The following is a 24,011-nucleotide window of genomic DNA, read 5'->3' as shown; positions in this document are numbered from 1 at the left end:
TTTGCCGCATTTCCCTCCACCTCCTCTAGAAATAAAACTTACGGACACTGAGCCAGTCGAGGTGAATTGAAACAAAATTTTGCTAGTGGCAGAATTGCGGATATACATTTAAGTAAAATACCGCTTTTGGGGTATTTGGGGGCTTACATCTTTTCTGGAAATTTGTCTAAACCAAATTTTTGAAAACATGAAGAAGACGCTGACAATTGTTATTTTGTTAATTTCATTTCAATCATACAAATCCTTTGCACAATTGGGTTTTCAGGCAGGTCCAGTGGGTATTTTTGGAGAGGCTTTTCCAACAGCAGATGGTCTCGACAAATTAGGTGGCGCATTGGGATTTACTTTCGGTGCTTTGTATAACGTTCCCTTGGGTGATCAATTTATAATCCAACCTGCAATCAACTATCTGAATAAAAAGTGGTCAGATGAGCTCGAAAATTTAAATTCCGGTAATATTGAAAAAACTAAAATGAGTGTTAACTACCTGGAAATCCCCGTTCAATTTGTATTTACGGGAGGAAAAGACAAAGGATTCTTTGCCGGTGTGGGACCCTCATTCAATTTAGGCCTTTCCGGGAAAAGAACTGTTGCTTTCAATGGCAATACTACAACAACTGATTATAAATTTGGAAGTGGGTTAAACGAGGAAGCTCCATTTACGATCGCTGTTAATGCCATGATTGGATATTCTTTTGGGGCAATTCATTTGGGATTAAACTTTAGTCAAGGACTGAGTAATCAACCATCAGATAACATTGACCGAGGAAACGTTAACCACCTTGCTTTGAGACTAGGATACGTTTTACGGTAATCAAAATTTATATAACTCTTAAAAAAAAACTCCAAATCACCTGATGCGATTTGGAGTTTTTATTTTTGTTACCTCCTGCCCATTTTAGGCATCAAACCACCAAGGGCTTTTTGGGCACCCCCCATTTTATTCATTTGCTTCATCATTTTTCTCATATCAGCAAATTGCTTCATAAGGTTATTTACCTCAGTGATGCTTCGGCCACTTCCGTTTGCAATTCTTTTTCTTCTATTCCCATCAATAATATCAGGATCTTCTCTTTCCTTTGGCGTCATACTTCTGATAATCGCTTCAATAGGCTTAAAGGAATCATCATCGATATCCATTCCTTTCATGGCCTTGCCCATTCCAGGAATCATACCCATTAAGTCCTTGATGTTTCCCATCTTTTTGATCTGTTCCAACTGGGAAAGGAAATCATCGAAATTGAATTGGTTCTTTCTGATTTTGGCATTGATTCGCTTTGCTTCATCTTCGTCAAAAGACTGCTGCGCACGCTCTACCAAGGAAATTACGTCTCCCATACCCAAAATCCTTTGGGCCATACGGTCAGGGTGGAAAACATCGATGTTCTCCATTTTCTCACCGGTAGATATAAATTTGATAGGTTTGTTGACCACGTGTCGAATGGAAATCGCAGCACCACCCCTGGTATCACCGTCCAATTTGGTCAAAACCACCCCATCGAAATTCAACCTCTCGTCAAAAGTTTTGGCAGTATTAACCGCATCCTGACCTGTCATGGAATCGACCACAAACAATGTCTCGGAAGGGTTCAGTGCTTTTTTCAAAGCCTCGATTTCTTTCATCATCACCTCATCCACAGCCAATCTACCCGCTGTATCTACAATGACTATTTTCTTACCATTCTTTTTGGCATATTCAATGGCACGATTGGCAATTTCAAGGGCATTTTTATTTTCAGGCTCTGCATATACTTCTACCCCTATCTGTTCTCCCAATACCTTGAGCTGATCTATTGCAGCAGGTCTGTATATATCACAGGCAACCAGCAATACTTGTCTGCCCTGTTTTTTGAGCATGCTGGCAAATTTTCCGGAAAAAGTGGTCTTTCCCGAACCTTGGAGACCTGAGATCAAGATGACAGCAGGATCACCTTTGATACTTATATCCACTTTTGACCCCCCCATCAATTTGGTCAATTCCTCTTGGGTAATCTTGACCAACAACTGACCAGGCGAAACTGCTATCAACACATCTCGGCCCAAAGCCTGTTCTTTGATGGTATCGGTTACTTCTTTGGCTACTTTATAATTGACATCGGCATCAATCAAAGCCCTACGGATTTCCTTAACGGTAGTAGCGACGTTGATTTCGGTTATTTTACCTGTTCCCTTAAGGGTCTTAAAGGCTCTATCTAACTTGGAACTAAGATTATCAAACATGCTTAATTTTCTATTTGAGGCAAAAATAGGAATTTATTTGTGAATGGGAGAATGGATTATGGGATTAGAGGAAATGGAGTTGAAAAAAATGGTTTTTTGTTATTGGTTTTTAGATTAACATCCCTGCCCATAATAAGCGTCTTTTCCATGCTTCCGCTCAAAATGCTTTTTGATCAGGGCATCTTTTAATCTTGGTGCATTGGGATTGATCTGTAAAGTAAGGTAGGCCATTCTTGCAATTTCTTCCATTACTTTGCTGTTGTAAACGGCTTTAGCGGCATTTTTACCCCAAGCAAAAGGACCGTGATTTCCAATCAGCACCATTTCGACTTCATCAGGACTTAACCCCTTGGAAGCAAAGCAATCCAAAATCTGTTGGCCTGTATTGTGTTCATAATCTCCTTGAATCAAGTTGTCTGACATCGGAGGTGCACAGGGAATATCCACCGTGAGATGATCTGCATGAGTCGTCCCAAAAATCGGGATATCCATCTGCGCCTGTGCCCAAGCAACTGCATACGTCGAATGGGTGTGACAGATTCCTCCAATATTTTCCCAATGTTTGTAAAGAAATGCATGTGTCTTGGTATCAGAGGAAGGCCGCATCTTTCCTTCAATGACGTTATTTTCAAAGTCCACAATCACAATATCCTCCACTGTCAGTTCTTCATAGGGAACTCCGCTTGGTTTGATGGCGAAAACACCCTTTTCCCTGTCCACAGCACTGACATTCCCAAAAGTATAGACCACCAAATCCAACTTTGGAAGCAGCATATTGGCTGTATAGCATTCTTGTTTGAGGCTTTTGTAAATAGACATGAAATTTATAAATGGATTTGAACAATAATTAAATTTATAGGAATCAACGATATCAATTTTTCTTCTCTGAAAAATGAAATCCCTGTAAAACCTTCAAAAGTTTATTTGTAATGGCCTACAGTTGAAATCACTGTAACTGTAATGCTCTTTTCATTTACAGCATATACTATTCTGTGCTCCCTATTTATTCGTCGGGACCAAAATCCCGCTAATGAATGTTTCAACAATTCGGGCTGTCCCTCACCTGAATAAGGATGTTCTGTAAGCTCCACAAGAAGTTTTTTGAGCTTTAATAAAAGCGGCTTATTTCCTGATTTTTTGAGCTTTTCGATTCCCTCTAGGGCTTTTGGAGTAAATTCAATAATGTAACTCACAAACCCAATAACTTATCAAAATCTGATTTGTCCACTTTGATGGTATTTCCAGTATTATATTGTGAAATTCCAACCTTGATATCTTCCAAAACCTCAGGGTCTAAAAAGAATCTGTCTTTTTCTGAAATTGGAACCAATACGTATGCCTTTTCCTTGCCCCTCTGAACAATCACTTGCTCATTGTTATCGGCAAGATCCATGTACTTTTTTTGATTTTCCCTGAATTCTCTTGAGCTGACTACTAACATATCCTAATAAACTTTATGTACCAATATGGTACATAAATATACAGATATAAGTTCAAGTTTATAGAAAACCATATCAATTATTTGATTGTCCTAATTTGCGCTCAACAAACTCCCCAAACCTACCATACTCCTTATATAATTTATTATAGTGTTTTACATTTTCTGTAATGGGATGATAAACTTCATCAAAACCATTGCTCATGGCCTTGATTGCTGCTTGTGTATCGGGATGGATTCCTGCTGCAACTGCCGCATAAATGGCTGCACCCAAAGCCGGTGCCTGGTCTGAAGTGGCTACTTTTATGGGCATATTAAGCACATCTGCCAATGTCTGCATGACAAGTTTGGACTTCTTGGCCACACCACCCATTCCGATTACTGTCTCGATTTTTACCCCTTCTTCCTCAAACCTGTCGACAATCTTTTTGGAACCAAAGCTGATGGCTTCCACCAATGATTTGAAAACCCTCGCTGCATCCGAACCCATATTCAAACCCATAACCGCTCCTTTCAGAGCTTGATTGGCGTCAGGAGTTCTCCTTCCGTTGATCCAATCAAGTGCAACTATTTTAGATTCATTCACGGGAATTTTAAGTGCCTCTTCAGAAAGTTGGGTTATCAGATTTTCTTGGACTTCTTCCATCAGTTTTGCTTTTTGGGTTTCATCCAAATGGGCACTTTTTTGGATCAAATCGATACTTGGTTTGGTTATCAAATCCCTAAACCAAGCCAAAACATCCCCAAAACCGGATTGCCCCGCTTCCAAACCGATCATTCCGGGGATAACCGATCCATCTACTTGCCCACAGATTCCCTGTATCAGGTTGTTTCCAAGATTCTCTTTGGAAGTAATCATGATGTCACAAGTGGAGGTTCCCATTACTTTGATCAGGGTATTTTCTGATATCTCACCGCCGACTGCTCCTGCATGCGCATCAAATGTTCCCACAGCTACGACTGTATTTGGAGATAAACCCAACCTATTGGCCCAATCGCTACTTAGATTTCCTGCCTGATTGTCTGAAGTAAAGGTTTCGGAATATAGACGATCCCTTAATGACGCTAAATAAGGATGAAACAATCCTAAAAACTCTTTAGGCGGCAAACCTCCCCAGCTTTCATGCCAAAGGGCTTTATGTCCTGCCGCACACCTGCTTCGCTTTAGTGTCAAAGGATCTTCATTTCCAATCAATTGTGCAGTGATATAATCACAATGCTCCATCCAAGAGAATGCTGCCTCAGCCACCTTTTGATCCTCTCTAACGACGTGTAATATTTTAGACCAAAACCACTCTGAAGAGTAAATTCCGCCTTCGTATTTGGTGTAATCCTCCCCGCCCCATGTTCGGGCGATATGGTTGATTTCATCGGCTTCATTGATGGCAGTATGGTCTTTCCAAAGAACCATCATCGCATTTGGATTCTCGGCAAATGCAGGATTCATGGCCAGGGATTGGCCTTTTTCATCCACAGGCAAAGGGGAAGAACCTGTGGTATCCACACAGATGGCTTTGACTTGTGAAGCAGGGATTTTGGATTTCTCTAAAACTCCTTTGACGCTTTCTTCCAAACCTTCCAAATGATCCAATGGATGTTGCCTGAATTGGTTTTCCACAGGATTACAGTACTTTCCTGCTTTCCACCTTGGGTATAAAACAACGTGGCTTGCCATGCAGTCACCGTTTTTGGTATTCACCAAAAACGCCCTGACAGAATCAGTCCCATAATCCAAGCCGATTACATATTTATCCTCCATACTATGAATATCAGTTTTTTTCGAACCAAATTAGTACTTAAAAAATATTATTTAACCCTTACCATCAAGACTGAATTGGCGGGAACAGCAATTTTCAGGTTGTCTTTATCCAATTTGAAATCTTTGAAAGCTGCTTTTTTGACTACTTCCTTTTTTTCAAAAGTATTGTAAGAATCGATGGACGGAGCCGTCACATATTCCGCTGTGACGGTCTTGGCTGAAATCCCTCTCAACACCACATCAAGGTCAATTTTCTTGTCAGGATGAATATTTGCAATGCTGATATTTACTGTTCCGTCAGGGGATTTGGAAGTAGAAACATTCAAAGCTTCCAGTTTTTCTTTGCCATAAGACACAACTTCCGTTACAAGATGGTGGGTAAGCAAAGTGGCATCTTTATGGGGCTTATACAGATCAAAAACATGGTATGTCGGGGTAAGGATCATGTCTGTGTCATTGGTAAGGATGATGGCCTGCAGCACGTTGACGGTTTGTGCCAAATTAGCCATATGGACACGGTCAGCATGTTTGTTGAAAATATTCAGTGAAATAGCCGCCACGTGTGCATCTCGCATGGTATTTTGTTGGTAAAGGAAACCAGGATTGGTCCCAGGTTCGACCTGATACCAAGTTCCCCATTCATCAACGATCATTCCTATTCTTTTTTCAGGATCATATTGGTCCATAATAGCACCATGGCGCTCTATCAATTCCTCAATTCCTGCAGCTTTTCTCAAAGTCTCCAAGTAAGTTTCTTTGTCAAAGACAGTAGCCGATTTCTTGTCAGTCCAAGAACCAGTCATGGTATAATAATGTACCGAAAGCCCATCCATCATGTTGAGGGGAATGTTTTTCATCAATACTTCAGTCCAGTTGTAATCATTACTGTTGGCACCACCTGCTATTTTGTACAGTTTATTTGCCCCATAATCCCTAGCATAGGTTGCATATCTTCTATATTCATTGGCATAATATTCGGCTGTCATATTGCCGCCGCAGCCCCAGTTTTCATTCCCAACGCCCCAATATTTGATGTTCCAAGGTTCGTCTTGGCCATTTTTCTTTCTCAGGTTTGACATTGGGCTGACCCCGTCAAAATTGATATACTCAATCCATTTGGACATTTCATCGACCGAACCGCTTCCTACATTACCTGTGATGTAGGGTTCAGCTCCGATTTTCTTGGCAAAATTCATGAATTCATGTGTTCCAAAGGAGTTATCTTCTACCACGCCACCCCAGTGGGTATTGATCATCGTGGGACGGTCTTTAGGATTGCCGATACCGTCTGTCCAATGGTATTCATCCGCAAAGCAGCCTCCCGGCCAACGGAGATTTGGAATCTCGAGCTTTTGGATCGCTTTCATGACATCCAATCGGTAACCTTCTTCATTGGGGATTTTGGAATCCGGCCCTACCCAGATTCCACCATAGATATTTCTTCCAAGGTGCTCCGCAAAATGACCATAAATGTGTTTGTTGATAATGACACTTCCCTGATCGGCATTCACGATCAGTCGGCTTGTCTGGGCATTGGAAAGGAACGAAATCAGAATAAATCCCGTCATGATTAATCCTTTCAAGGTATTTGTTTTCATATGTTTATTATATTATGTTCTTCAGAAGCCATTAAAGAAGCAGGTTTTGAGAGGTATTTCCTAAAGGAATCTTTTGGGATAAAAGAAAAGATATGGGAACCAACATCAAAGCCATACACCATCTAAATATTAGAAATTAAACCTTAATCGGCAAAATTAATTGTATTTTTTACACTAATAATAAAACAAGCGCCATAAAATAAATCCTTTTGATTTGGGCCAAATAAAACATTGCCAAACCCTAACCCATTTGAATTTAATCTAAGATTTTATATATCTTTTGCCATCTTAATGAAGAACAGATTAAAAAAGTTAATGAAATACACAAACCAAACCAGATTCCTAGTTGCTGTTGATTGTATTGTTTTCGGATTTGATGGGACTGAATACAAATTGCTTTTGATCCAAAGGGGATTTGCTCCTGAAAAAGAAAAATGGTCTTTGATGGGGGGCTTTTTACTGCCTGAGGAATCCATGGGAGATGCTGCAGCCCGGATTCTGAAACAACTCACAGGACTTCAGGACATTTATTTGGAAGAAATGCAGGCATTCAGCAAACCTGATCGAGATCCAATGGAAAGGGTAATTGCGATGGCTTACGTGGCTTTGATTGATATTAAAAAATACCAACAACAAATCAATGATGATTTTCATGCAAGGTGGTTTCCAATGAAGGAGCTCCCTAAACTCATTTTTGACCATCAAGAAATGGTAGATACAGCTCTGAACAAATTGCGCTATAAGGCCGCTTTCCACCCCATATTGTTCGAATTACTTCCTGAAAAATTTACTCTTCCACAGCTTCAAACCATGTATGAGGGGCTTTACAATACAAAGTTTGACAAGAGAAACTTTACCAGAAAAGTTCTTTCTACCAAACTTTTGAAAAAAGAAAAAGAGAAGGAAAAATTGAGTTCGAAGAAAGGTGCTTTTTACTATTCCTTAGATCAAGAACAATACAAGCAAACTATATTGACGATCCAAAACTTTATTCCTCTCACCGACATAACTGACACAAAGGATTAAATATTTGTCATCTATTTTTTTAAATATGTTTTTTTATGTGTAATTATAACACTTAAATAAATACTCCCCCTAATCTCTTTGTTCCATTGCAATCAAAAGTCAAGAGTTTCAATAATTCGATTCTTTAATTTGATGGATTAATGTTTTTAAGGCCAAAAAGATCAAAATAATTGAGCTAAAAATTGAAATAACATGAAAAACATTTCGAGTAATGAAGTTTGGTTTGTCACAGGTAGCCAACACCTTTATGGGGAGGAAACTTTGGCAAAAGTAGCCGAACATGCGAAAATCATTGCTGAAGAGCTAGACGAAACCAATGACATTTCGGTCAAAATCCTTTTTAAACCAATAGTAAAAACCACTGAGGAAATATTTCAAATCTGTCAGGAAGCAAACCAAGTGGAGAATTGTATCGGAATCATTACCTGGATGCACACATTTTCTCCTGCCAAAATGTGGATCAATGGACTTAAAATCCTGAATAAACCCCTACTCCACTTACATACCCAATTCAATCGGGATATTCCTTGGAATTCCATCGATATGGATTTCATGAACCTCAACCAAAGTGCCCATGGAGACCGGGAATTTGGTTTTTTGACAAGCCGAATGCGGATCAATAGAAAAGTCGTGGTGGGCTTTTGGCAAGACAAGGAAGTCCATCTGGAAATCGATGGTTGGTGCCGGGCAGCTAGCGGTTGGCATGATTGGCAGGGTATGAAAATCGCAAGGTTTGGAGACAACATGCGCAATGTGGCAGTCACTGAAGGTGATAAAGTCGAGGCTGAAATCCGATTTGGATTTGCTGTCAACACCTTTCCTGTTGGAGATTTGGTCCAAAAAATCAATGCTGTGACCGAGTCAGAAATCAACAGCCTGATCCAAGAATATGAGAGTTCGTATGCTTTGGCTGAAAACCTAAAAAACGGTGGTACAAAGAGAGAGTCTTTGGTCGAAGCTGCAAGGATAGAAATCGGATTGGAGCGATTTTTAACAGAAGGCGGATTCAAAGCATTTTCCAACACATTTGAAGACCTGCATGGCATGCGCCAACTTCCTGGAATCGCAGTCCAAAGACTCATGAACAAGGGTTTTGGCTATGCAGGTGAGGGAGATTGGAAAACAGCCGCCCTAGTCAGGGCTATGAAGGTAATGGGTACAGGATTGGAAGGCGGGAATGCCTTTATGGAGGATTACACCTATCATTTTGATCCAACAAACACCCTAGTATTAGGTTCACACATGCTCGAAGTGGATGAATGCCTCGCTTCAGGAAAACCTTCTTGCGAAGTTCACCCATTGGGAATAGGAGGAAAAGAAGATCCTGTCAGGCTTGTCTTCAATGTAAAATCCGGTAAGGGACTCAATGCCTCCCTCGTGGATATGGGAAATAGATTCAGGATGATAGTAAATGAAGTTGAGGCTGTGAATGCTCCTCATGATTTGCCCAAATTACCGGTCGCCCGGGTTATGTGGAAGCCCTTGCCTGATATGAAAACCGGATGCGGAGCTTGGATTTTGGCCGGAGGTTCACACCATACCTGCTTCAGCCAAAATCTATCTACGACGATTCTAAATGACTTTGCCAACATTGCAGGGATTGAATCAGTCAATATTGATGCTCAAACCACCATCAGAAATCTTCAGAATGAATTGAAATGGAGTGAGGTGTATTATAAGGTTTTTGATAAATAGGAGGAGTTGATAGTTGACAGACCATAGTCCATAGATCGTGGTTTGAATTAATTTGAGCAGACATTCATGCTTCAATTGGATAGCCCTTTCTAAAAAAAACAGCAAATCATTTATTTAAAGAGTCATACATTTTTTTGGCTTTGATATAAATATAAAAATGGGCCTCGGCAAGATCGGCCACCGCTGATTCGACATTGGAGGGGGAGGGGAAATGCGGCTTCACCGCATTTCCCCTCCCCCTCCTCAGTAAAAATCATCTCGGACACCGAGCTTGCCGAGGTGCCATTATAGTTTTACCCCCCTCTTTCTACCAAATATTTAAAAATCAATTATTTGAAAGTAGTTTCAACCTTTTAATATCCCCATTTATAAGTGCTTCCTTTTTATCATGACTCCACTTTTGTATTTGTTTTTCTCAATTGAAAGCAAGGTCAATTCTGTCAAACTCTTCAACATAAACCAGTCTTACCGGAAGATTCTTTTTTGTAAAATTAGAACCTTGGCTTAGTTGATGTTGTACAATTCTCAAATCTAAGTTTTTTGTACTCCCAACATAGTATTACCCATTTCCGCAAATCAAAATATACATGTAAGCTACCATATACATTCTTATTTCGTGGGAATTTGAAATCCATCAACTTAAAGTTACTCATTTTATCATTTTTTGAAATAAGATTACTAAATTCTAGTTATTCAAACCTTTGTCTTAAATCTCAATCTTATCTTTTGCGATCTGGATAAATCCTACTTCTTCCGGGTATTTTTTGTGGGACGACCTTTTTGGTTGGGCTTGGTAGGGGATTTTAAGTGAATTTGGAAATTGAAAAGCAGGCGGATAATCCTATTTATTTTTTAATTTGCGCCATTCTTTCAAAAAGAACTGACTCAGCTTATGCAGATCAACTTCAAAAATAACGTCTTGCCGCACCTTGTAGGAGTTGTGGTCTTTTACCTCATCGTTTTGTTTTATTTCTCTCCTGCCGTTTTTGACGGCAAAATCCTTTTCCAATATGACATCCTTCAATGGGAAGGTGCTGCCAAAGAAGTCATGGATTACAGGGCCGAAACAGACGAGGAAGCACTTTGGACCAACAGCATGTTTGGCGGAATGCCGGCTTATTTGGTGAGTTTTGAAGTTCCGGGAGACATTACCAATTTCCTGATTAAAATAGTCACTTTGGGACTCCCCCATCCTGTCAATTCCTTATTTTTTGGAATGTTGGCCATGTATATCCTGCTTTTGAGTTTCAAAGTCCGACCTGAATTTTCTATTGCGGGTGCAGTGGCTTTTGCCTTCAATACCTTCCATATCATCAGCTTGGATGCAGGACACAATGCCAAAATCTGGGCCATCTGCCTGATTCCTCTGATTTTGGCAGGGATTCATTTGGCATTCTCCGGAAAAAAGATTTTGGGCCTTGCGCTTTTTGCTTTTGGTTTGATGCTCCAACTCAAATTCAACCACTTACAGATTACCTACTATACTGTATTGATTGTTTTGATTTATGGCATCGGGCAAATTGTGGATTCATATCAATCCAAAACGCTTCCTGCCTTTGGAAAAACGCTGCTCATTCTGGTTATGGGAGCATGTTTAGCTGTCGGTTCGAATCTAAGCAGATTTTTGACAGTGCTCGAGTATGGGGAATATTCCACAAGAGGACAATCCAATATTACTTCGGCCAATACATCGGAAGGCGGTTTGGACAGGGATTATGCCTTTAACTGGTCGCAGGGAAAAATGGAAACCCTGACACTTTTGGTTCCTTTCTTATACGGAGGGGGAAGCGGTGAAGCCTTGCCCAAAGATTCCAATTCAGAACAGGCATTGAGGAGCAATGGCGTTGAAAGCGCCCAAGCAAGAGGGTTTATTGAAAAAGCGCCTACCTATTGGGGCGAGCAGCCGGGAACAGGAGGTCCAATCTATGGCGCTGCGATCATGCTTTTCTTGTTTGTTTTGGGTTTGATTTACGCTCCCAAGACATATAAATATGTATTCCTTTCGATTACGATCCTGTCCATTTTTCTTGCTTTTGGAAAAAATCTCGCTTGGTTCAATGACTTGATTTTCGATTTTCTTCCCGGCTACAACAAATTCAGGGCGGTAACCATGGCCCTTTCAATTGCCCTTTTTGCAATTCCAGTGTTGGGAAGTTTGGGTTTGGAATACCTATTCAGAAGTGGTGACAATAAACCCCTCATCAAAAACCTTTCGATCGCTTTGGGAAGTACAGCCGGTTTGGCTTTGTTTTTCATGCTGTTTGCAGGAATGTTTGGATTTAGGGCTCCTGTAGATACCAACTTACCGGATTGGCTTGTCGACGCTATCCAACAGGACAGGAAATCCATGCTTCAAAGCAGTGCTTTCAAAAGTCTTATTTTCATTTTGCTTGCTGCAGGTTTGATTTGGGCAAGTTTGAAAAATAAAATCTCTGCACAGGTTACTGGTTTGTCCATCGCATTGTTGATTTCCATCGACCTTTGGATAATCAATAAAAGATACCTGAATGAGGATTCCTTTCAATCAAGTCCCTCGGCTCAGTTTTTTGCGAAATCACCTGCTGATGCAAAAATCCTGAATGACCAAGGATATTTCAGGGTAATCAATCTGGAAAATCCTTTCAACGATGCTAGAACAAGTTATTTCTTTAACAGCATCGGTGGCTACCATGGAGCAAAAATGAAGCGTTACCAAGAATTAACTGAAAACGTATTGGGTTTTGAAATTCAGTCTTTTATCCAAAAAGCACAGGAAGGGAATTTTGATTGGAAGGGACTGAAAGCACTGAATATGCTCAACACCAAATATGTGGTAGCAGGTCAAGCAGAGAATGCCGTGTTTAGCAATCCCGAAGCAAATGGCCCGGCATGGTTTCCTGCAACCATCCGCAATGTCACCTCCAATGAAGATGAAATCAAACTCATTTCTCAAATGGACACAAAAAAGGAAGCAACTGTCAATGAGACTGAGTATGGAACAGTGCAGACTGGTTCGGGTTCAGTTGCTATCACTTCCCAAAAACCAAATGAGTTAAAATATTCGGTTGAAGCTACAAAAGCCGGTTTGGTGGTCTTTTCTGAGATTTACTATCCCAAAGGATGGAAAGCACACGTCAATGGGCAGGAGGCCAAAATTATAAGATCAAATTACCTACTCCGCGGTATAGCTGTTCCTGAGGGAAAATCTGAAGTAGTAATGAAATTTGAACCTGACAGCTATTACAAAACCAAGAATGTGACAGTCATCTTTCAATATCTTATTCTTGTGACAATGATAGCGGGTTTATTTCTATCAGTTAAACCTTTACTAAAACCATGAGCAAAAAGGAAGAAGTAAAGGAGTTTTATGATGAATATGTGACCAAGCAGGAAAAGACGGGGATCAATTCACGCCATATATCCATCATTGATAAGCTTGTCCAATCAGGGTTAAAGTCCAATCATAATGTGTTGGAGGTTGGTTGTGGTATCGGTACTGTCAGTCAATTGATTGCGAAGAAAACCCCAAAAGGGAAAGTTTTGGCGGTTGACATCAGCGAAAAAAGCGTAGAAAAAGCCAAAATCCTTTGGAAGCAATTTTCCAATCTTTGCTTTGAAGTTTCTGACATGAGCGACTTTACCAAATCCGGTCAGACATTTGATTATTTTGTTTTTCCTGACGTTTTGGAACATATTCCTGTAGAGCAGCATCCCAACTTGTTTGCCAGGATAGATGCCCACTCCCATGAGGGTTCGGTGGTATTCATCCATATCCCTGCGCCAAGGTTTTTGCAATATAACATCAGCAACGAACCCCAAAAGCTCCAAATTATTGACCAACCTTTGGACACCGCTACTTTGGTTACTGTTTTAAGAGACAATGGCTATTATCTAGACAGGATGGAAACTTATCCTGTTTTTTTCACCGAAAAAGATTACCAATACTTTATCTTCAGAAGAAATACCAAAGTCACAAAAAGTACTTTAAGGGGAAAATGGCCTGTTTTTATAGAAAGAACATTTCTTAAAATCAAAAACAGTATCTTTCTGTAGCCAATTCTCAATCATTCAGATCCATTTCAAGACAATCTATGATTATTTATACCTATCCAGTACGGACTGCATTTACGGATAGAGATGTTGAAATGATCCAGACTAAGTTTTCCATCAAAACACTTCAGTTTACCCAAAACCCTGTTGTTCTCCCCTTCTTCTTTATTCTTCAGTTTTTTCAATTGGTTTTCTTACTGCCAAAGACGACATATTATTTGTGTTTTTTTGGGGGATACCATTCTGTACTACCGACATTTTTTGGAAAAATTTTTAAGAAAAAAGTTTTTATCCAATGTGGAGGAACAGATGCAGTCAATATGCCGGAGATCAATTATGGCAATTTCAGGAAAAAATGGCTGAGAATAGCGACTGTTTACAGTTTTAAAAACTGCACAAAAATCCTCCCTGTAGCAGATTCTCTTATCCAATCGGACTATAAATACGATCAGACCATTTCATCCAAACAGGGACTGAAAAACCTGATTCCCGGGCTGAAAACCCCCATCAAGACTATCCACAATGGTTTTGATACTGATTTTTGGATTGACTTTGAGGAAGAAAGAAGACCGATGACTTTTGTCACAGTAGCTAAAGGGATTTCCTCCCAGGTCCGGGCAAGAATTAAAGGTATTGACATGGTTGAAATGATTGCAAAAAAATTCCCTGAAGCAACTTTTACCCTAATTGGAGATCTTGACTATACATCGGATGCCAAAAACATTTCTATTTTAGGTCCCCAGGATAAAAATGGGTTGAGAGATTTGTATAACAAAAACCGCTTTTACTTACAATTATCTACCTCTGAAGGATTTCCGAATGCATTGGCCGAAGCCATGCTTTGTGGTTGCGTTCCTATTGGTTCAGCAGTCGGCGACATTCCTTTGATCATAGATGATTCCGGTTTTATATTAGATCAAAAAAATCCTGAAAAACTCCAAAAAATTATTCAAGAAGCTTCTAATATTGATTTTGAAAAGAAAAGATCAAAATCAAGAAACAAAATCTTGAAAGATTATCCTTATTCCAAAAGAAAAAAAGAGTTATTGGGATTGTTTAACTAATACGTCCATTGGAAAAATTTGCCCGTCAAAGTATTCTGACTACCCTCTCCCATTATTTGGGTGTGGCGATTGGATATTTCAATGTATTGTGGCTATTTCCGTATTCCCTTGCCCCTGAGCAAATCGGAATATTCAGAACAGTACAGGACATGGCGACGCTTTTAGTGCCTTTTGCGCAATTGGGATTGGGTAATGCGATTACGAGGTTTTTCCCCCAACTCAAAAGCAAGCAGGATTCTTTCCTCACTTTCAACATTTTGGTCTCTTTAATGGGGTTTATTGCTGTCTCTCTTTTATTTTTTATTTTCAAAAGCCAAATTATTGCTGCCTTTGCCGTCAATTCCCCGCAGGTCATTGACTTCTTCGTTGTGGTGTTGTTGATTACCCTGTTTTCAGTAGTCAATACTGTTTTGGATGCTTTCAGTAGGTCTTATATGAAGATTGCTGTTCCTACTTTACTTAGGGAAGTATTGCTGCGGTTGCTCTCGACTTTGCTGGTATCGATCTATTTAGTCGGTTGGATAGATTTTGATCAGATGATTTGGGGATTAGCGGTCAATTACCTCATTGTACTAGGTAGCTTGATAGTTTACATGATCCGCATTGGGATATTCAGCATTAAAACAGATTTCTTTTTTGAAAGAAAAGGTTTCAAATCAGAGTTTCTCAATTACAGCTTCATCACCTTACTAGGCACTGCAGGAGGCATTTTGATCATGAAAATTGACAGCTTGATGGTGAGTTCTATGATCGGATTGGAAGCCAATGCGATTTATAACATTGCTTTTTCGATTGCCATTGTCATGGAAATGCCACGAAGGGCAATATCTCAGGTCAGTATGCCTGTAGTGGCGGAATATTTTTCAAAAAAAGAATTCCCCAAAATAGACAAATTGTATAAAGACATTGCGGTTAACCAGACTTTAATATGTGTTTTGTTGTTCCTAGGCATTTGGTCCAACATTGATAATCTCTATCACTTTGTACCAAACAAAACCATTTATGAGGCCGGAAAATGGGTTGTACTTTGGATCGGATTTGGAAAAATGTGTGATATAGTATTTTCTATCAACGGAGAAATCATTGTGTTTTCGAAGTACTATATCTTCAATATTACAGCGACCATCATCATGAGCATCGCCGTAGTGGTATTGAATTTACTACTGATACCATATTATGGGATTGAGGGAGCGGCATTTGCCTCATTTATGTCCATGTTTCTCTATAATTTTGTCAAATACCTCTATATCAAAATAAGACTATCCTTTGAGCCCTTTTCTTGGGACGTATTGAAGATTCTTCTTTTGGGAGTAGCTATTTATTTTGTTCAAGCTTATCTTTTTAGAAACAATCCATCCGGTATTGCTGATTTGATCATTCGATCCGGGGCAATCACTTTATTGTATGGACTTGGAGTTTTTGCATTAGGCGTAGGCAAAGAAATTCAGGAAAAAGTAATTCAAAAAATAAAAGGGCTCAGGCCTTAGAGTGTTACCAAACCTCTTTACTGACAGGATTTGAGCTGCCACGAGATCCGCAAACTTCCACTGTTATCCTGCATCCGGAGATACGAGGTCCTTTATTGCTAAAGGATGAGGCCTGTTTTTGGAAAGGGCTTCACTCGGGATTGTTTTATAATTGTGAAGTCGGAACATGTCGGCGACCCGAGCCATTTGTGCAAATATACAAATTAATGGCAGATTGGACCGACTGATTTTCCACAAAAAGGCCTCAAAAATCAATTGTCAAGCTAATTTTCCTTACAAAGGAGGAATCTTTTTAATTGACCAAAAATCATTTTGTTGGGAACTTAAATTATGTATTTTTATTGGGTAGAAATTTAAAAAAAATCATTGTCCAAAAATTCAAGAAACATATCCAAACTATTCATCCAAAATTCATTGATTCGCAGTACAAAAATCCGTCTCTAATTTTGAATCGATAATTCGACAAAATTTTATTCTTCAAACATCTATTTTTCATCATCGGATTAGCGTAACTTTGTGGTTCGAAAAGGCTAAATAAAATGTATCAAATAAAAAAGCTCATCGTTTGTCTTGACCAAAGTGACCTTGATGATACCTTGGTAAGGTTTGCGTCTTTTGTGTCCCGGGTCAATGAGACAAAAAAAATCTATTTTGCCAATGTTATCAGAAACCTCCAGATTCCTAAGGAAGTACTGGTTGAATTCCCAAATCTTATCGACAACATGGTAGAAGAAAGGAAGCGACAAATGAAAGAAGTCGTGGACAGAAACTTCGGAAAAAGAGATGATATTGAATTTTCCTATGTCGTCAAAGAGGGTCAGTTAAGCAAAAAAATTCTAAAACTTGCTCATGAAAAGTCAGCCGATATGATCATCATCGGTAGAAAAGTAAGCCTTCCCGGTACAGGTGTTATTTCCCAAAGACTGGCAAGAAGGGCGAGCTGTTCTCTTTTGATTATTCCTGAGAAAGCTGAACCAAAAATGGATAAACTTTTGGTTCCGTCTGATTTTTCCGATTATTCCAAAGACGCTCTTGAAGAAGCTGTCTTGATCGTAGAAAAATACGGGGGAAAAGCTGAAATAATCTGTCAGAATGTCTTCACAGTTCCTTCAGGCTATCATTTTACCGGAAAAAGCTACGAGGAATTTACTTCCATCATGTTGATGCACGCAGAGATCAATTTCAAAAAATTTATAAGGAACATTGATACCAAAAACATCAAAATCACACCTATATACACACAGGATGACGACGATGACCCTGTAGAAGAAATCATAGCCAAGGCCAAAGAAATCAGTGCTGACGGCATCATTATAGGCGCCAAAGGAAGAACAGCCGCTACAGCCTTATTTATAGGAAGCATGGCGGAGCGTCTGATCCAGCTGAATGAAACTTTCCCTCTCCTGGTTACAAGACCAAAAGGTAAAAATGCAGGAATCCTAGACTATATATTGGAAATCTGACCTCTATTGACAATAAGTTTGGATTTAAAATCCGATCTTCAGGCTGGCCCCGAGGATCGGATTTTTTTTGAGGTAACATACAGTAATATTAATGTGCCTTCAAAAATAATGACTCCAAAATTAAACCTCTTGGAATCAGTTATGTCAAACAGCCCAATGATATCAATCAGTGACCTGGAACTTTTAGAATTGATCCGTAATCCCGAATCGAAGGAAAGAGGGTATAGGCTGCTGGTAGAAATGTACCAAAAAAGGGTGTATGGCATCATTAGAAAAATGCTGATTATCCATGAAGATGCCGATGATGTCACCCAGAATACCTTCATCAAGGCATTTAAAAATATTGAAAATTTTCAGGGTAACTCTTCCCTTTTTACATGGTTGTATAGGATAGCGACCAACGAAAGCCTCAATTTTCTAGAAAGGAAAAAAAAGAGGTTTTTCTTCCCTATCGAAGACCATTTGGAGACTATGGCCGGCTATTTGGACAGGTCAGGGTTGATTACAGGGGAAGAAATTGAAAAGCGCCTTCACAAAGCATTGCTGAAATTACCAGACAAACAGCGCCTAGTATTTAACATGAGGTATTATGAAGACCTCAGCTACGAACAGATCAGTCAGATTACCGAAACTTCTATAGGCGCATTGAAAGCCAGTTATCATCATGCTGTCAAAAAATTAGAAAATGAACTCCAAACCGAGTAAACCTAAGTACCTTAAGCCTGTCTAACACACCGAATTATGGAAAACTTCCCAAAAAGCATTGTTTTCAAAACACCGGAAGGATACTTCGAAAAACTGCCGAACCGTGTTTTAGAAAGAAACAATCAAAAGAAAATTAGAACCCTTTCAATGGTCCGAATGACTGCTGCCGCCGCAGTTATTACTATTGGGGTATTCTTTTTTGTAATTAAAAATGAATTAATGGTCAGCAAAACACTTGAGGCAGATTTGGAGCAAGAAATTGACCTATATATCAACTCAGGATATTGGCAGGCAGAAGACATTCTTTCCTTTTCAGAAAATCCCAACTTGATATTGGATGAGATAATTGAAGAAGAATGGGGTGTGGTAGAAAGTACTCAACCAAGCAGCGACATAGAAGAATGGTGGTAAAACAAGAAAAACTCATGAAAAAAATATTATTAGTACATGCTGTATTTTTGCTTTTTGGAATTTCGGCATTCGCCCAAAAACCAAATACAGAATACGACAAAGAAAAATTGGAGGCTGCAAGAGTCGCTTTTATCACAAACAGACTAGACCTCAAGCCGGAACAGGCAGAGAAGTTTTGGCCCTTATTTAATCAATATAATGAAGAGCGGACCAAAATGATGGATAAAGTATCAAACCTCAATAAGGAATCGATGCAGGAATTGACCGAAACAAGGGCCAAAGAAATAATCCAAAAACGGTTTTCTATCCAACAGCAGTTATTGGACAGGGAAAAGAATTTTATGGAGGAGATAACCAAGGTCATTTCACCCCAACAGGCGATCAAACTTGGTGGGGTCAATAGAGAATTTACCCGTCAAGTATACCAAAGGCATCGAGGCGGCAGAGAAGGTGGATCAAAAGATTAAAAAAAAAGCAGCTTTAAAGCTGCTTTTTTTTATTATTTATTCTTTAGAAGGTCTCTGATTTCTTCAAGCAGAACTTCAGATTTTGGTGGTGAAGGTGGCGGAGGAGCCGGAGCTTCGACTTCTTTCTTTTTAAATGAATTCATTCCTTTTATCGCCATAAAAATCACAAATGCGATAATTAAAAAATCCACCACATTCTGGATAAAATTACCGTAGCTCAACACCACAGCAGGCAATTCTCCTTCGGCTTCCTTGATAATGATGCTGAGATCCTTAAAATCAACACCTCCCAACAATACCCCAATAGGAGGCATAATCACATCATTAACAAATGAAGAAACAATTTTCCCGAAAGCACCGCCGATAATTACAGCGACAGCCAAATCGACCACATTGCCTTTCACGGCAAACTCCTTAAATTCTTTTATTAGGCTCATAAATTAAATGGTTATGGTTATAAAATATAAAGTTACAAAATAGTAAAAAATCAAAACCAATTGATATTTATCTTTTAATTAAGTTATTCTACGAAATGAAATCTTTAAAATAGCTTTAAAATAAATTAAAATTTGGATTGGGAAGATTAAAAAATATGGTTACCAGCTAATTTGCCAGTAACCCTATATTCTTATACAATCGGGACGGAATTCCGAGCTATCGGAACGAAGTCGGAAGACCGATGAAGCGTGAATTAAAGTCCATAGTACAGAATTTAAATAGATATCAAATCTACAGGCATCATTGCGTACATACTTATTAAAAAATATGTATTTCCGCAATTCTGCCACTAGCAAAATTTTGTTTCAATTCACCTCGACCGGCTCGGTGTCCGTAAATTTTATTTCTAGAGGAGGTGGAGGGAAATGCGGCTACGCCGCATTTCCCTCCACCTCCCTCCCAACAATAGCACCAGATCCGGTGACCGAGCGAAGTCAAGGCCGTTTTGTCTAAAAGAAATAAGGGCAAGTATGCGGATTATCAGATTAAAAAAAATTATCTGCAAGACTTAACCTATAAATTTTTATAAATTTACCCCGAAAACCTATTTACCACAATCCAATGAAAATAGCATTGATAGCCCATGATGGAAAGAAGGCCGATATGGTCCATTTCCTTAGTGGTTTTAAAAAACAATTACAAAACTCGAACATTGAGTTGGTGGCTACCGGTACTACAGGTTCACACATAGAAAAAATAGGGATTAAAGTTCAAAAAGTACTTTCAGGACCAATAGGAGGAGATGCACAAATTGCAGCCCTAGCAGCCCAAAAGGAACTTACAATGGTTATTTTTTTTAGAGATCCCTTAGACAAACACCCCCATGAACCGGATGTACAGATGTTGATGCGAATATGTGACGTGCACAATATCCCTCTTGCTACCAATCCTGCTGCCGCAGACCTCATGTTCAAACAATTAACTTCAAAATTTTAATGGAACCAAAAACAATCAAAAGAATAGGCGTACTCACATCAGGAGGAGATGCCCCAGGAATGAATGCAGCTATCAGAGCAGTAGTCAGGGCGGGGTTTTACTACAATATAGAAATGTATGGCATCTACAGGGGGTATGAAGGAATGATCCAAGATGACATCAAAAAACTGGAGTCTAAGAATATTGCCCATGTACTTGAAAGAGGTGGGACATTCCTAAAATCTGCCAGAAGCAGCGAATTCAGAACACCGGAAGGAAGAAAGAAAGCCTACAATAACCTTGTAAAGCACGGAATTGATGCATTGGTCATTATTGGTGGAGACGGTTCTTTGACGGGTGCGCATTTATTTTACAATGAGTATGGAATCCCTTCCATCGGCTTACCTGGAACGATTGACAATGACCTTGCAGGAACCGACCTGACGATCGGGTTTGATACGGCTTGCAATACTGCGATTGAAGCTATCGACAAAATAAGGGATACAGCCACTTCTCATGACCGACTTTTCTTTGTCGAAGTGATGGGTAGGGATGCAGGTTTTATCGCAATCAATGCCGGTATTGGTAGTGCCGCCGCCGCTACTTTGATTCCTGAAAAGAAAATGCCGATCGAAAGGTTGGTAGAAAGACTAAAAGCCAGAACCAAAGCCATGAAGTCTTCCAACATCGTCATTGTAGCTGAAGGTGGTAAAAGTGGAGGTGCAGTAGAAATCGCTGAAAAAATCAAAAAGGAACTCCCCTATTATGACATCAAAGTGACTATTCTTGGGCACTTACAGAGAGGTGGAGCTCCAAGTTCCTTGGACAGGGTTTTGGCTAGTAAGCTAGGTGTCTTTGCTGTGGAAGGACTGATGCAGGGAAAATACGATGTCATGGCCGGAATTATCAATAACAAAGTAGTCTTTACTCCTATTGCAAAAGCAATTGTGGGACACAAAGAGGTCGATGAGGATGACTTTAGAATTGCAAAAATTTTATCAACGTAATTAACTTAACCCAAAAAAGGAGGCGAAAACCTCCTTTTTTTGCTCCTTCTATTCTATTCACTTTTTGCATTTATGAGTATACCCAATGTTACATGTTGGGCTTGAAAGGACTTTATCGGATGGGGATAACTGCCCATAGACGACGATCCACAGTCCATGGAACCTCTAATCGTACCCCAACCATAATTTGTTTGGCTGCCTGCTATAAAGCGGAAACGCACATTGTTTTTTATTTTCAAACGCTTCATTGCAACAAACCATTTAAAACTCGGATTGAAAATCCCGTTCCGTGGCTAAAGCTGTGGACCGTCGGCTATGTTCTTATTATCCACAGTTTTAATCTTTGATTTTGAGCTAGTGGAAAAGTAGCGGATAATCATATTTACATTAATCCAAACAGCCTAGGCAACCAAAGTGTCAAACCCGGCCATAAGGTAATGACAATCAAGCCCAAAATCATGGCTATGAAAAAAGGGATTAGGGTGCCTATCACTTTTTCAAGGGTAGTACCGGCCACTTGAACACCTATAAAAAGAACCGAACCTACAGGAGGGGTGCAAAGGCCTATACACAAGTTCATGATCATAATTATCCCGAAATGGACAGGATCGACACCTAGTTCTGTAACTATAGAAAGGAAAATAGGTGTAAAAATTAGAACCGCAGGGGTCATGTCCATAAATATTCCAACAAATAGTAATATGACATTGATCAGAATAAGAATGACGAAAATATTGTCGCTGACAGACAACAAGGAATCCGTAATCGCCTGTGGGATATCTTCACTTGACATCACCCAAGACATGCTCATCGATGTTGCAATAAGAAGCAATACTATGGCTGTCGTCTCTGAGGATTTCAATAGAATGGATGGCAATTCCTTGAATTTTAACTCTTTGTAATAAAGCGACAATCCCAAAGTATAAATCACAGCAATAGCTGAGGCTTCAGTTGCCGTGAATATTCCACCAACAATTCCACCTATAACAATAAACAAAAGCATCAGTGAGGGAAATGCACGGAAGAAAGTCCTTCCAAATTCCTTTAAAGAAACTCCTTCACCGGAAGGTAATTTTTCTTTTCTGATAAAAATCGCAGCAGTGACCATAAGTATAAATCCAACAAAAATTCCGGGCAAATAACCTGCTACAAACAATGCTGCAATAGAAACACCACCAGAGGCGAGTGAATATACAATTAGGATATTAGAAGGTGGAATTATGAGTCCTGTGGTGGAGGAAGTGATATTGACAGCTGCACCAAGTTCCTTGGGGTAGCCTTCTGTTTCCATCCTTTTGCCAAGGATACTTCCCAATGCGGAAGCCGCAGCAGCAGCCGAACCGGCAATAGCGCCAAAAAGCATCGCTGCGATCACATTCACATATAATAAACTCCCGGGAAGTCTTCCTGCAAGAGATTTTGCCAATTCTATCAAGCGGTTGGCAATTCCTCCTTTGTTCATAATTTCTCCGGCCAAAACAAAAAAGGGAATTGCCAGCAAGGCAAAACTATCCAATCCTGTTGCCATCCGCTGTGCAATAGTCGTGGCAGAAGGGCCGGCAGCAACTGAAACCAATAGGGTAATAAAACTTGCGATTCCAAGACTCCAGGCCACAGGCACTCCTATTGCCAATAAAGTAATAAAGGAAAGAACCAATATGATGATGCTGATGTATTCCATGGATCAGGAGTTATAAAGTCTGTAATGATTGGAAATCTGAAAAATCTGGTAATAGATAACCAACAGTCCGCTAATCGGTAAAATGGTATAAATATAGGCAAGTGGAATCTGCATCGTAGCCGACTTTTGACCAAGGATAAATGTGATATAAACCAGATTGATCCCTCCTATTACCATCACAGAAAAAGCAAAAAACAGGACGATGACATTGATTAGAACCATCAATTTCATTTTGGATTTGCCAATAAGGCGGTTCGGAAGCAGGTCAATTGCAATGTGCTGGTTTTGTCCTGCGACATAGGCAGCTCCCAACATCCCCAACCAAATGAGCATATACCTTGACAGTTCATCTGTAAATGAGCTGGGGTTTTGGACGACATATCTCGACAAAACCTGCCAAGTCACATTGAAAACCATCAAAGCCATCAAAATGACCAAAAGGCCCGAAACCACTTTGTCAAGTTTTATTTTAAAAGTAGGATTAAGCATTGGATAACTTATTTTGGGTTGAATAAATAGTTTTTCAAAAGAATTTTAATGGCTTGAAA

At 39.6% G+C, this 24,011-nt stretch carries 22 protein-coding genes and 1 pseudogene; 13 read left to right on the top strand and 10 right to left on the bottom strand.

From position 1 onward, the window contains the following. Positions 1–187: 187 nt before the first annotated feature. The gene (locus MMU07_RS04915; protein WP_241124723.1) at positions 188–814 is read left to right on the top strand and encodes a porin family protein; all 627 of its coding nucleotides are present in this window, start codon (positions 188–190) and stop codon (positions 812–814) included. Between the two features lie 68 nt (positions 815–882). On the opposite strand, the gene ffh is transcribed toward MMU07_RS04915, so the two are convergent. The 6 genes from ffh to MMU07_RS04885 form a co-directional block, all read right to left on the bottom strand. Further along, complete coding sequence (gene ffh, locus MMU07_RS04910) at positions 883–2,220, bottom strand: signal recognition particle protein (RefSeq protein ID WP_241124722.1); 1,338 nt, start codon at positions 2,218–2,220, stop codon at positions 883–885. Between the two features lie 114 nt (positions 2,221–2,334). Continuing rightward, positions 2,335–3,039 (bottom strand): L-ribulose-5-phosphate 4-epimerase, encoded by a 705-nt coding sequence (locus MMU07_RS04905; RefSeq protein ID WP_241124721.1) that lies wholly within the window; start codon positions 3,037–3,039, stop codon positions 2,335–2,337. Positions 3,040–3,140: 101 nt separating this feature from the next. Next, a complete protein-coding gene (locus MMU07_RS04900; protein WP_241124720.1) occupies positions 3,141–3,413 on the bottom strand; it encodes a Txe/YoeB family addiction module toxin in 273 nt (90 codons plus the stop codon). After that, complete coding sequence (locus tag MMU07_RS04895) at positions 3,410–3,661, bottom strand: type II toxin-antitoxin system prevent-host-death family antitoxin (RefSeq protein ID WP_241124719.1); 252 nt, start codon at positions 3,659–3,661, stop codon at positions 3,410–3,412. The genes MMU07_RS04900 and MMU07_RS04895 overlap by 4 nt, the downstream gene beginning before the upstream one ends. Before the next feature lie 73 nt (positions 3,662–3,734). Beyond that, complete coding sequence (locus tag MMU07_RS04890) at positions 3,735–5,417, bottom strand: ribulokinase (protein ID WP_241124718.1); 1,683 nt, start codon at positions 5,415–5,417, stop codon at positions 3,735–3,737. Positions 5,418–5,464: 47 nt separating this feature from the next. Beyond that, entirely contained in the window at positions 5,465–7,015 is a 1,551-nt protein-coding gene (locus MMU07_RS04885) for an alpha-N-arabinofuranosidase (RefSeq protein WP_241124717.1), read from the bottom strand. 315 nt (positions 7,016–7,330) lie between these two features. Here MMU07_RS04885 and MMU07_RS04880 point away from each other — a divergent pair, with 315 nt between their 5' ends. Further along, positions 7,331–8,041, top strand: a complete 711-nt coding sequence (locus MMU07_RS04880) for an NUDIX hydrolase (protein WP_241124716.1) — start codon at positions 7,331–7,333, stop codon at positions 8,039–8,041. A 192-nt stretch (positions 8,042–8,233) separates the two neighbouring features. Next, complete coding sequence (araA, locus tag MMU07_RS04875; RefSeq protein ID WP_241124715.1) at positions 8,234–9,736, top strand: L-arabinose isomerase; 1,503 nt, start codon at positions 8,234–8,236, stop codon at positions 9,734–9,736. A gap of 415 nt (positions 9,737–10,151) precedes the next feature. Here the strand turns inward: araA and MMU07_RS04870 are convergent. Continuing rightward, positions 10,152–10,283: pseudogene (locus MMU07_RS04870) on the bottom strand (GIY-YIG nuclease family protein); the annotation flags it as partial. A gap of 345 nt (positions 10,284–10,628) precedes the next feature. Between MMU07_RS04870 and MMU07_RS04865 the strand changes: the two are divergent. The 8 genes from MMU07_RS04865 (at position 10,629) to MMU07_RS04830 (ending at position 19,362) form a co-directional block, all read left to right on the top strand. Then, on the top strand, positions 10,629–13,055 hold the full coding sequence (locus tag MMU07_RS04865) for a YfhO family protein (protein ID WP_241124713.1): 2,427 nt from the start codon (positions 10,629–10,631) through the stop codon (positions 13,053–13,055). Continuing rightward, the gene (locus tag MMU07_RS04860; protein ID WP_241124712.1) at positions 13,052–13,768 is read left to right on the top strand and encodes a class I SAM-dependent methyltransferase; all 717 of its coding nucleotides are present in this window, start codon (positions 13,052–13,054) and stop codon (positions 13,766–13,768) included. Before MMU07_RS04865 ends, MMU07_RS04860 begins: the two co-directional genes overlap by 4 nt. A 38-nt stretch (positions 13,769–13,806) precedes the next feature. Next, complete coding sequence (locus MMU07_RS04855) at positions 13,807–14,829, top strand: glycosyltransferase family 4 protein (protein ID WP_241124711.1); 1,023 nt, start codon at positions 13,807–13,809, stop codon at positions 14,827–14,829. 8 nt (positions 14,830–14,837) lie between these two features. After that, the gene (locus tag MMU07_RS04850; protein WP_241124710.1) at positions 14,838–16,316 is read left to right on the top strand and encodes an oligosaccharide flippase family protein; all 1,479 of its coding nucleotides are present in this window, start codon (positions 14,838–14,840) and stop codon (positions 16,314–16,316) included. A gap of 539 nt (positions 16,317–16,855) precedes the next feature. After that, the gene (locus MMU07_RS04845) at positions 16,856–17,779 is read left to right on the top strand and encodes a universal stress protein (protein WP_241124709.1); all 924 of its coding nucleotides are present in this window, start codon (positions 16,856–16,858) and stop codon (positions 17,777–17,779) included. A 156-nt stretch (positions 17,780–17,935) separates the two neighbouring features. After that, a complete protein-coding gene (locus tag MMU07_RS04840) occupies positions 17,936–18,484 on the top strand; it encodes an RNA polymerase sigma factor (RefSeq protein ID WP_241124797.1) in 549 nt (182 codons plus the stop codon). A 36-nt stretch (positions 18,485–18,520) separates the two neighbouring features. Beyond that, positions 18,521–18,895 (top strand): hypothetical protein, encoded by a 375-nt coding sequence (locus tag MMU07_RS04835; protein WP_241124708.1) that lies wholly within the window; start codon positions 18,521–18,523, stop codon positions 18,893–18,895. A gap of 14 nt (positions 18,896–18,909) precedes the next feature. Continuing rightward, positions 18,910–19,362 carry a Spy/CpxP family protein refolding chaperone gene (locus tag MMU07_RS04830; RefSeq protein WP_241124707.1) on the top strand — a complete coding sequence of 151 codons (453 nt, stop codon included), beginning with the start codon at positions 18,910–18,912 and terminating at the stop codon, positions 19,360–19,362. A 32-nt stretch (positions 19,363–19,394) separates the two neighbouring features. On the opposite strand, the gene mscL is transcribed toward MMU07_RS04830, so the two are convergent. Continuing rightward, the gene (gene mscL, locus MMU07_RS04825) at positions 19,395–19,799 is read right to left on the bottom strand and encodes a large-conductance mechanosensitive channel protein MscL (RefSeq protein ID WP_241124706.1); all 405 of its coding nucleotides are present in this window, start codon (positions 19,797–19,799) and stop codon (positions 19,395–19,397) included. 622 nt (positions 19,800–20,421) lie between these two features. Here mscL and MMU07_RS04820 point away from each other — a divergent pair. Then, positions 20,422–20,796 (top strand): methylglyoxal synthase, encoded by a 375-nt coding sequence (locus MMU07_RS04820; RefSeq protein WP_241124705.1) that lies wholly within the window; start codon positions 20,422–20,424, stop codon positions 20,794–20,796. After that, positions 20,796–21,782 carry a 6-phosphofructokinase gene (gene pfkA / locus MMU07_RS04815; RefSeq protein WP_241124704.1) on the top strand — a complete coding sequence of 329 codons (987 nt, stop codon included), beginning with the start codon at positions 20,796–20,798 and terminating at the stop codon, positions 21,780–21,782. Before MMU07_RS04820 ends, pfkA begins: the two co-directional genes overlap by 1 nt. Before the next feature lie 382 nt (positions 21,783–22,164). Here pfkA and MMU07_RS04810 read toward each other — a convergent pair whose 3' ends face one another. Then, entirely contained in the window at positions 22,165–23,463 is a 1,299-nt protein-coding gene (locus MMU07_RS04810; protein WP_241124703.1) for a TRAP transporter large permease, read from the bottom strand. Positions 23,464–23,466: 3 nt separating this feature from the next. Next, positions 23,467–23,952, bottom strand: coding sequence for a TRAP transporter small permease (locus MMU07_RS04805; protein WP_241124702.1), 486 nt, complete (start codon positions 23,950–23,952; stop codon positions 23,467–23,469). Positions 23,953–24,011 lie beyond the last annotated feature (59 nt).

Origin of the sequence: Cognataquiflexum nitidum (assembly GCF_022538055.1) — a bacterium.
In the GTDB taxonomy this organism is placed as follows: domain Bacteria; phylum Bacteroidota; class Bacteroidia; order Cytophagales; family Cyclobacteriaceae; genus Cognataquiflexum; species Cognataquiflexum nitidum.
The sequence above is the reverse complement of the archived record's forward strand: the minus strand, read 5'-3'. Positions and strand labels throughout refer to the sequence as shown.

What these genes read in the sequence shown, in the direction of transcription:
- ffh (WP_241124722.1), bottom strand. Translation starts at nt 2,220, where the DNA reads ATGTTTGATAATCTTAGTTCCAAGTTAGATAGAGCCTTTAAGACCCTT.
- araA (WP_241124715.1), top strand. Translation starts at nt 8,234, where the DNA reads ATGAAAAACATTTCGAGTAATGAAGTTTGGTTTGTCACAGGTAGCCAA.
- MMU07_RS04895 (WP_241124719.1), bottom strand. Translation starts at nt 3,661, where the DNA reads ATGTTAGTAGTCAGCTCAAGAGAATTCAGGGAAAATCAAAAAAAGTAC.
- MMU07_RS04810 (WP_241124703.1), bottom strand. Translation starts at nt 23,463, where the DNA reads ATGGAATACATCAGCATCATCATATTGGTTCTTTCCTTTATTACTTTA.
- MMU07_RS04840 (WP_241124797.1), top strand. Translation starts at nt 17,936, where the DNA reads ATGATATCAATCAGTGACCTGGAACTTTTAGAATTGATCCGTAATCCC.
- MMU07_RS04860 (WP_241124712.1), top strand. Translation starts at nt 13,052, where the DNA reads ATGAGCAAAAAGGAAGAAGTAAAGGAGTTTTATGATGAATATGTGACC.
- MMU07_RS04865 (WP_241124713.1), top strand. Translation starts at nt 10,629, where the DNA reads ATGCAGATCAACTTCAAAAATAACGTCTTGCCGCACCTTGTAGGAGTT.
- MMU07_RS04880 (WP_241124716.1), top strand. Translation starts at nt 7,331, where the DNA reads ATGAAATACACAAACCAAACCAGATTCCTAGTTGCTGTTGATTGTATT.
- MMU07_RS04820 (WP_241124705.1), top strand. Translation starts at nt 20,422, where the DNA reads ATGAAAATAGCATTGATAGCCCATGATGGAAAGAAGGCCGATATGGTC.
- MMU07_RS04915 (WP_241124723.1), top strand. Translation starts at nt 188, where the DNA reads ATGAAGAAGACGCTGACAATTGTTATTTTGTTAATTTCATTTCAATCA.
- MMU07_RS04890 (WP_241124718.1), bottom strand. Translation starts at nt 5,417, where the DNA reads ATGGAGGATAAATATGTAATCGGCTTGGATTATGGGACTGATTCTGTC.
- MMU07_RS04855 (WP_241124711.1), top strand. Translation starts at nt 13,807, where the DNA reads ATGATTATTTATACCTATCCAGTACGGACTGCATTTACGGATAGAGAT.
- MMU07_RS04835 (WP_241124708.1), top strand. Translation starts at nt 18,521, where the DNA reads ATGGAAAACTTCCCAAAAAGCATTGTTTTCAAAACACCGGAAGGATAC.
- MMU07_RS04845 (WP_241124709.1), top strand. Translation starts at nt 16,856, where the DNA reads ATGTATCAAATAAAAAAGCTCATCGTTTGTCTTGACCAAAGTGACCTT.
- MMU07_RS04830 (WP_241124707.1), top strand. Translation starts at nt 18,910, where the DNA reads ATGAAAAAAATATTATTAGTACATGCTGTATTTTTGCTTTTTGGAATT.
- mscL (WP_241124706.1), bottom strand. Translation starts at nt 19,799, where the DNA reads ATGAGCCTAATAAAAGAATTTAAGGAGTTTGCCGTGAAAGGCAATGTG.
- MMU07_RS04905 (WP_241124721.1), bottom strand. Translation starts at nt 3,039, where the DNA reads ATGTCTATTTACAAAAGCCTCAAACAAGAATGCTATACAGCCAATATG.
- MMU07_RS04885 (WP_241124717.1), bottom strand. Translation starts at nt 7,015, where the DNA reads ATGAAAACAAATACCTTGAAAGGATTAATCATGACGGGATTTATTCTG.
- MMU07_RS04805 (WP_241124702.1), bottom strand. Translation starts at nt 23,952, where the DNA reads ATGCTTAATCCTACTTTTAAAATAAAACTTGACAAAGTGGTTTCGGGC.
- pfkA (WP_241124704.1), top strand. Translation starts at nt 20,796, where the DNA reads ATGGAACCAAAAACAATCAAAAGAATAGGCGTACTCACATCAGGAGGA.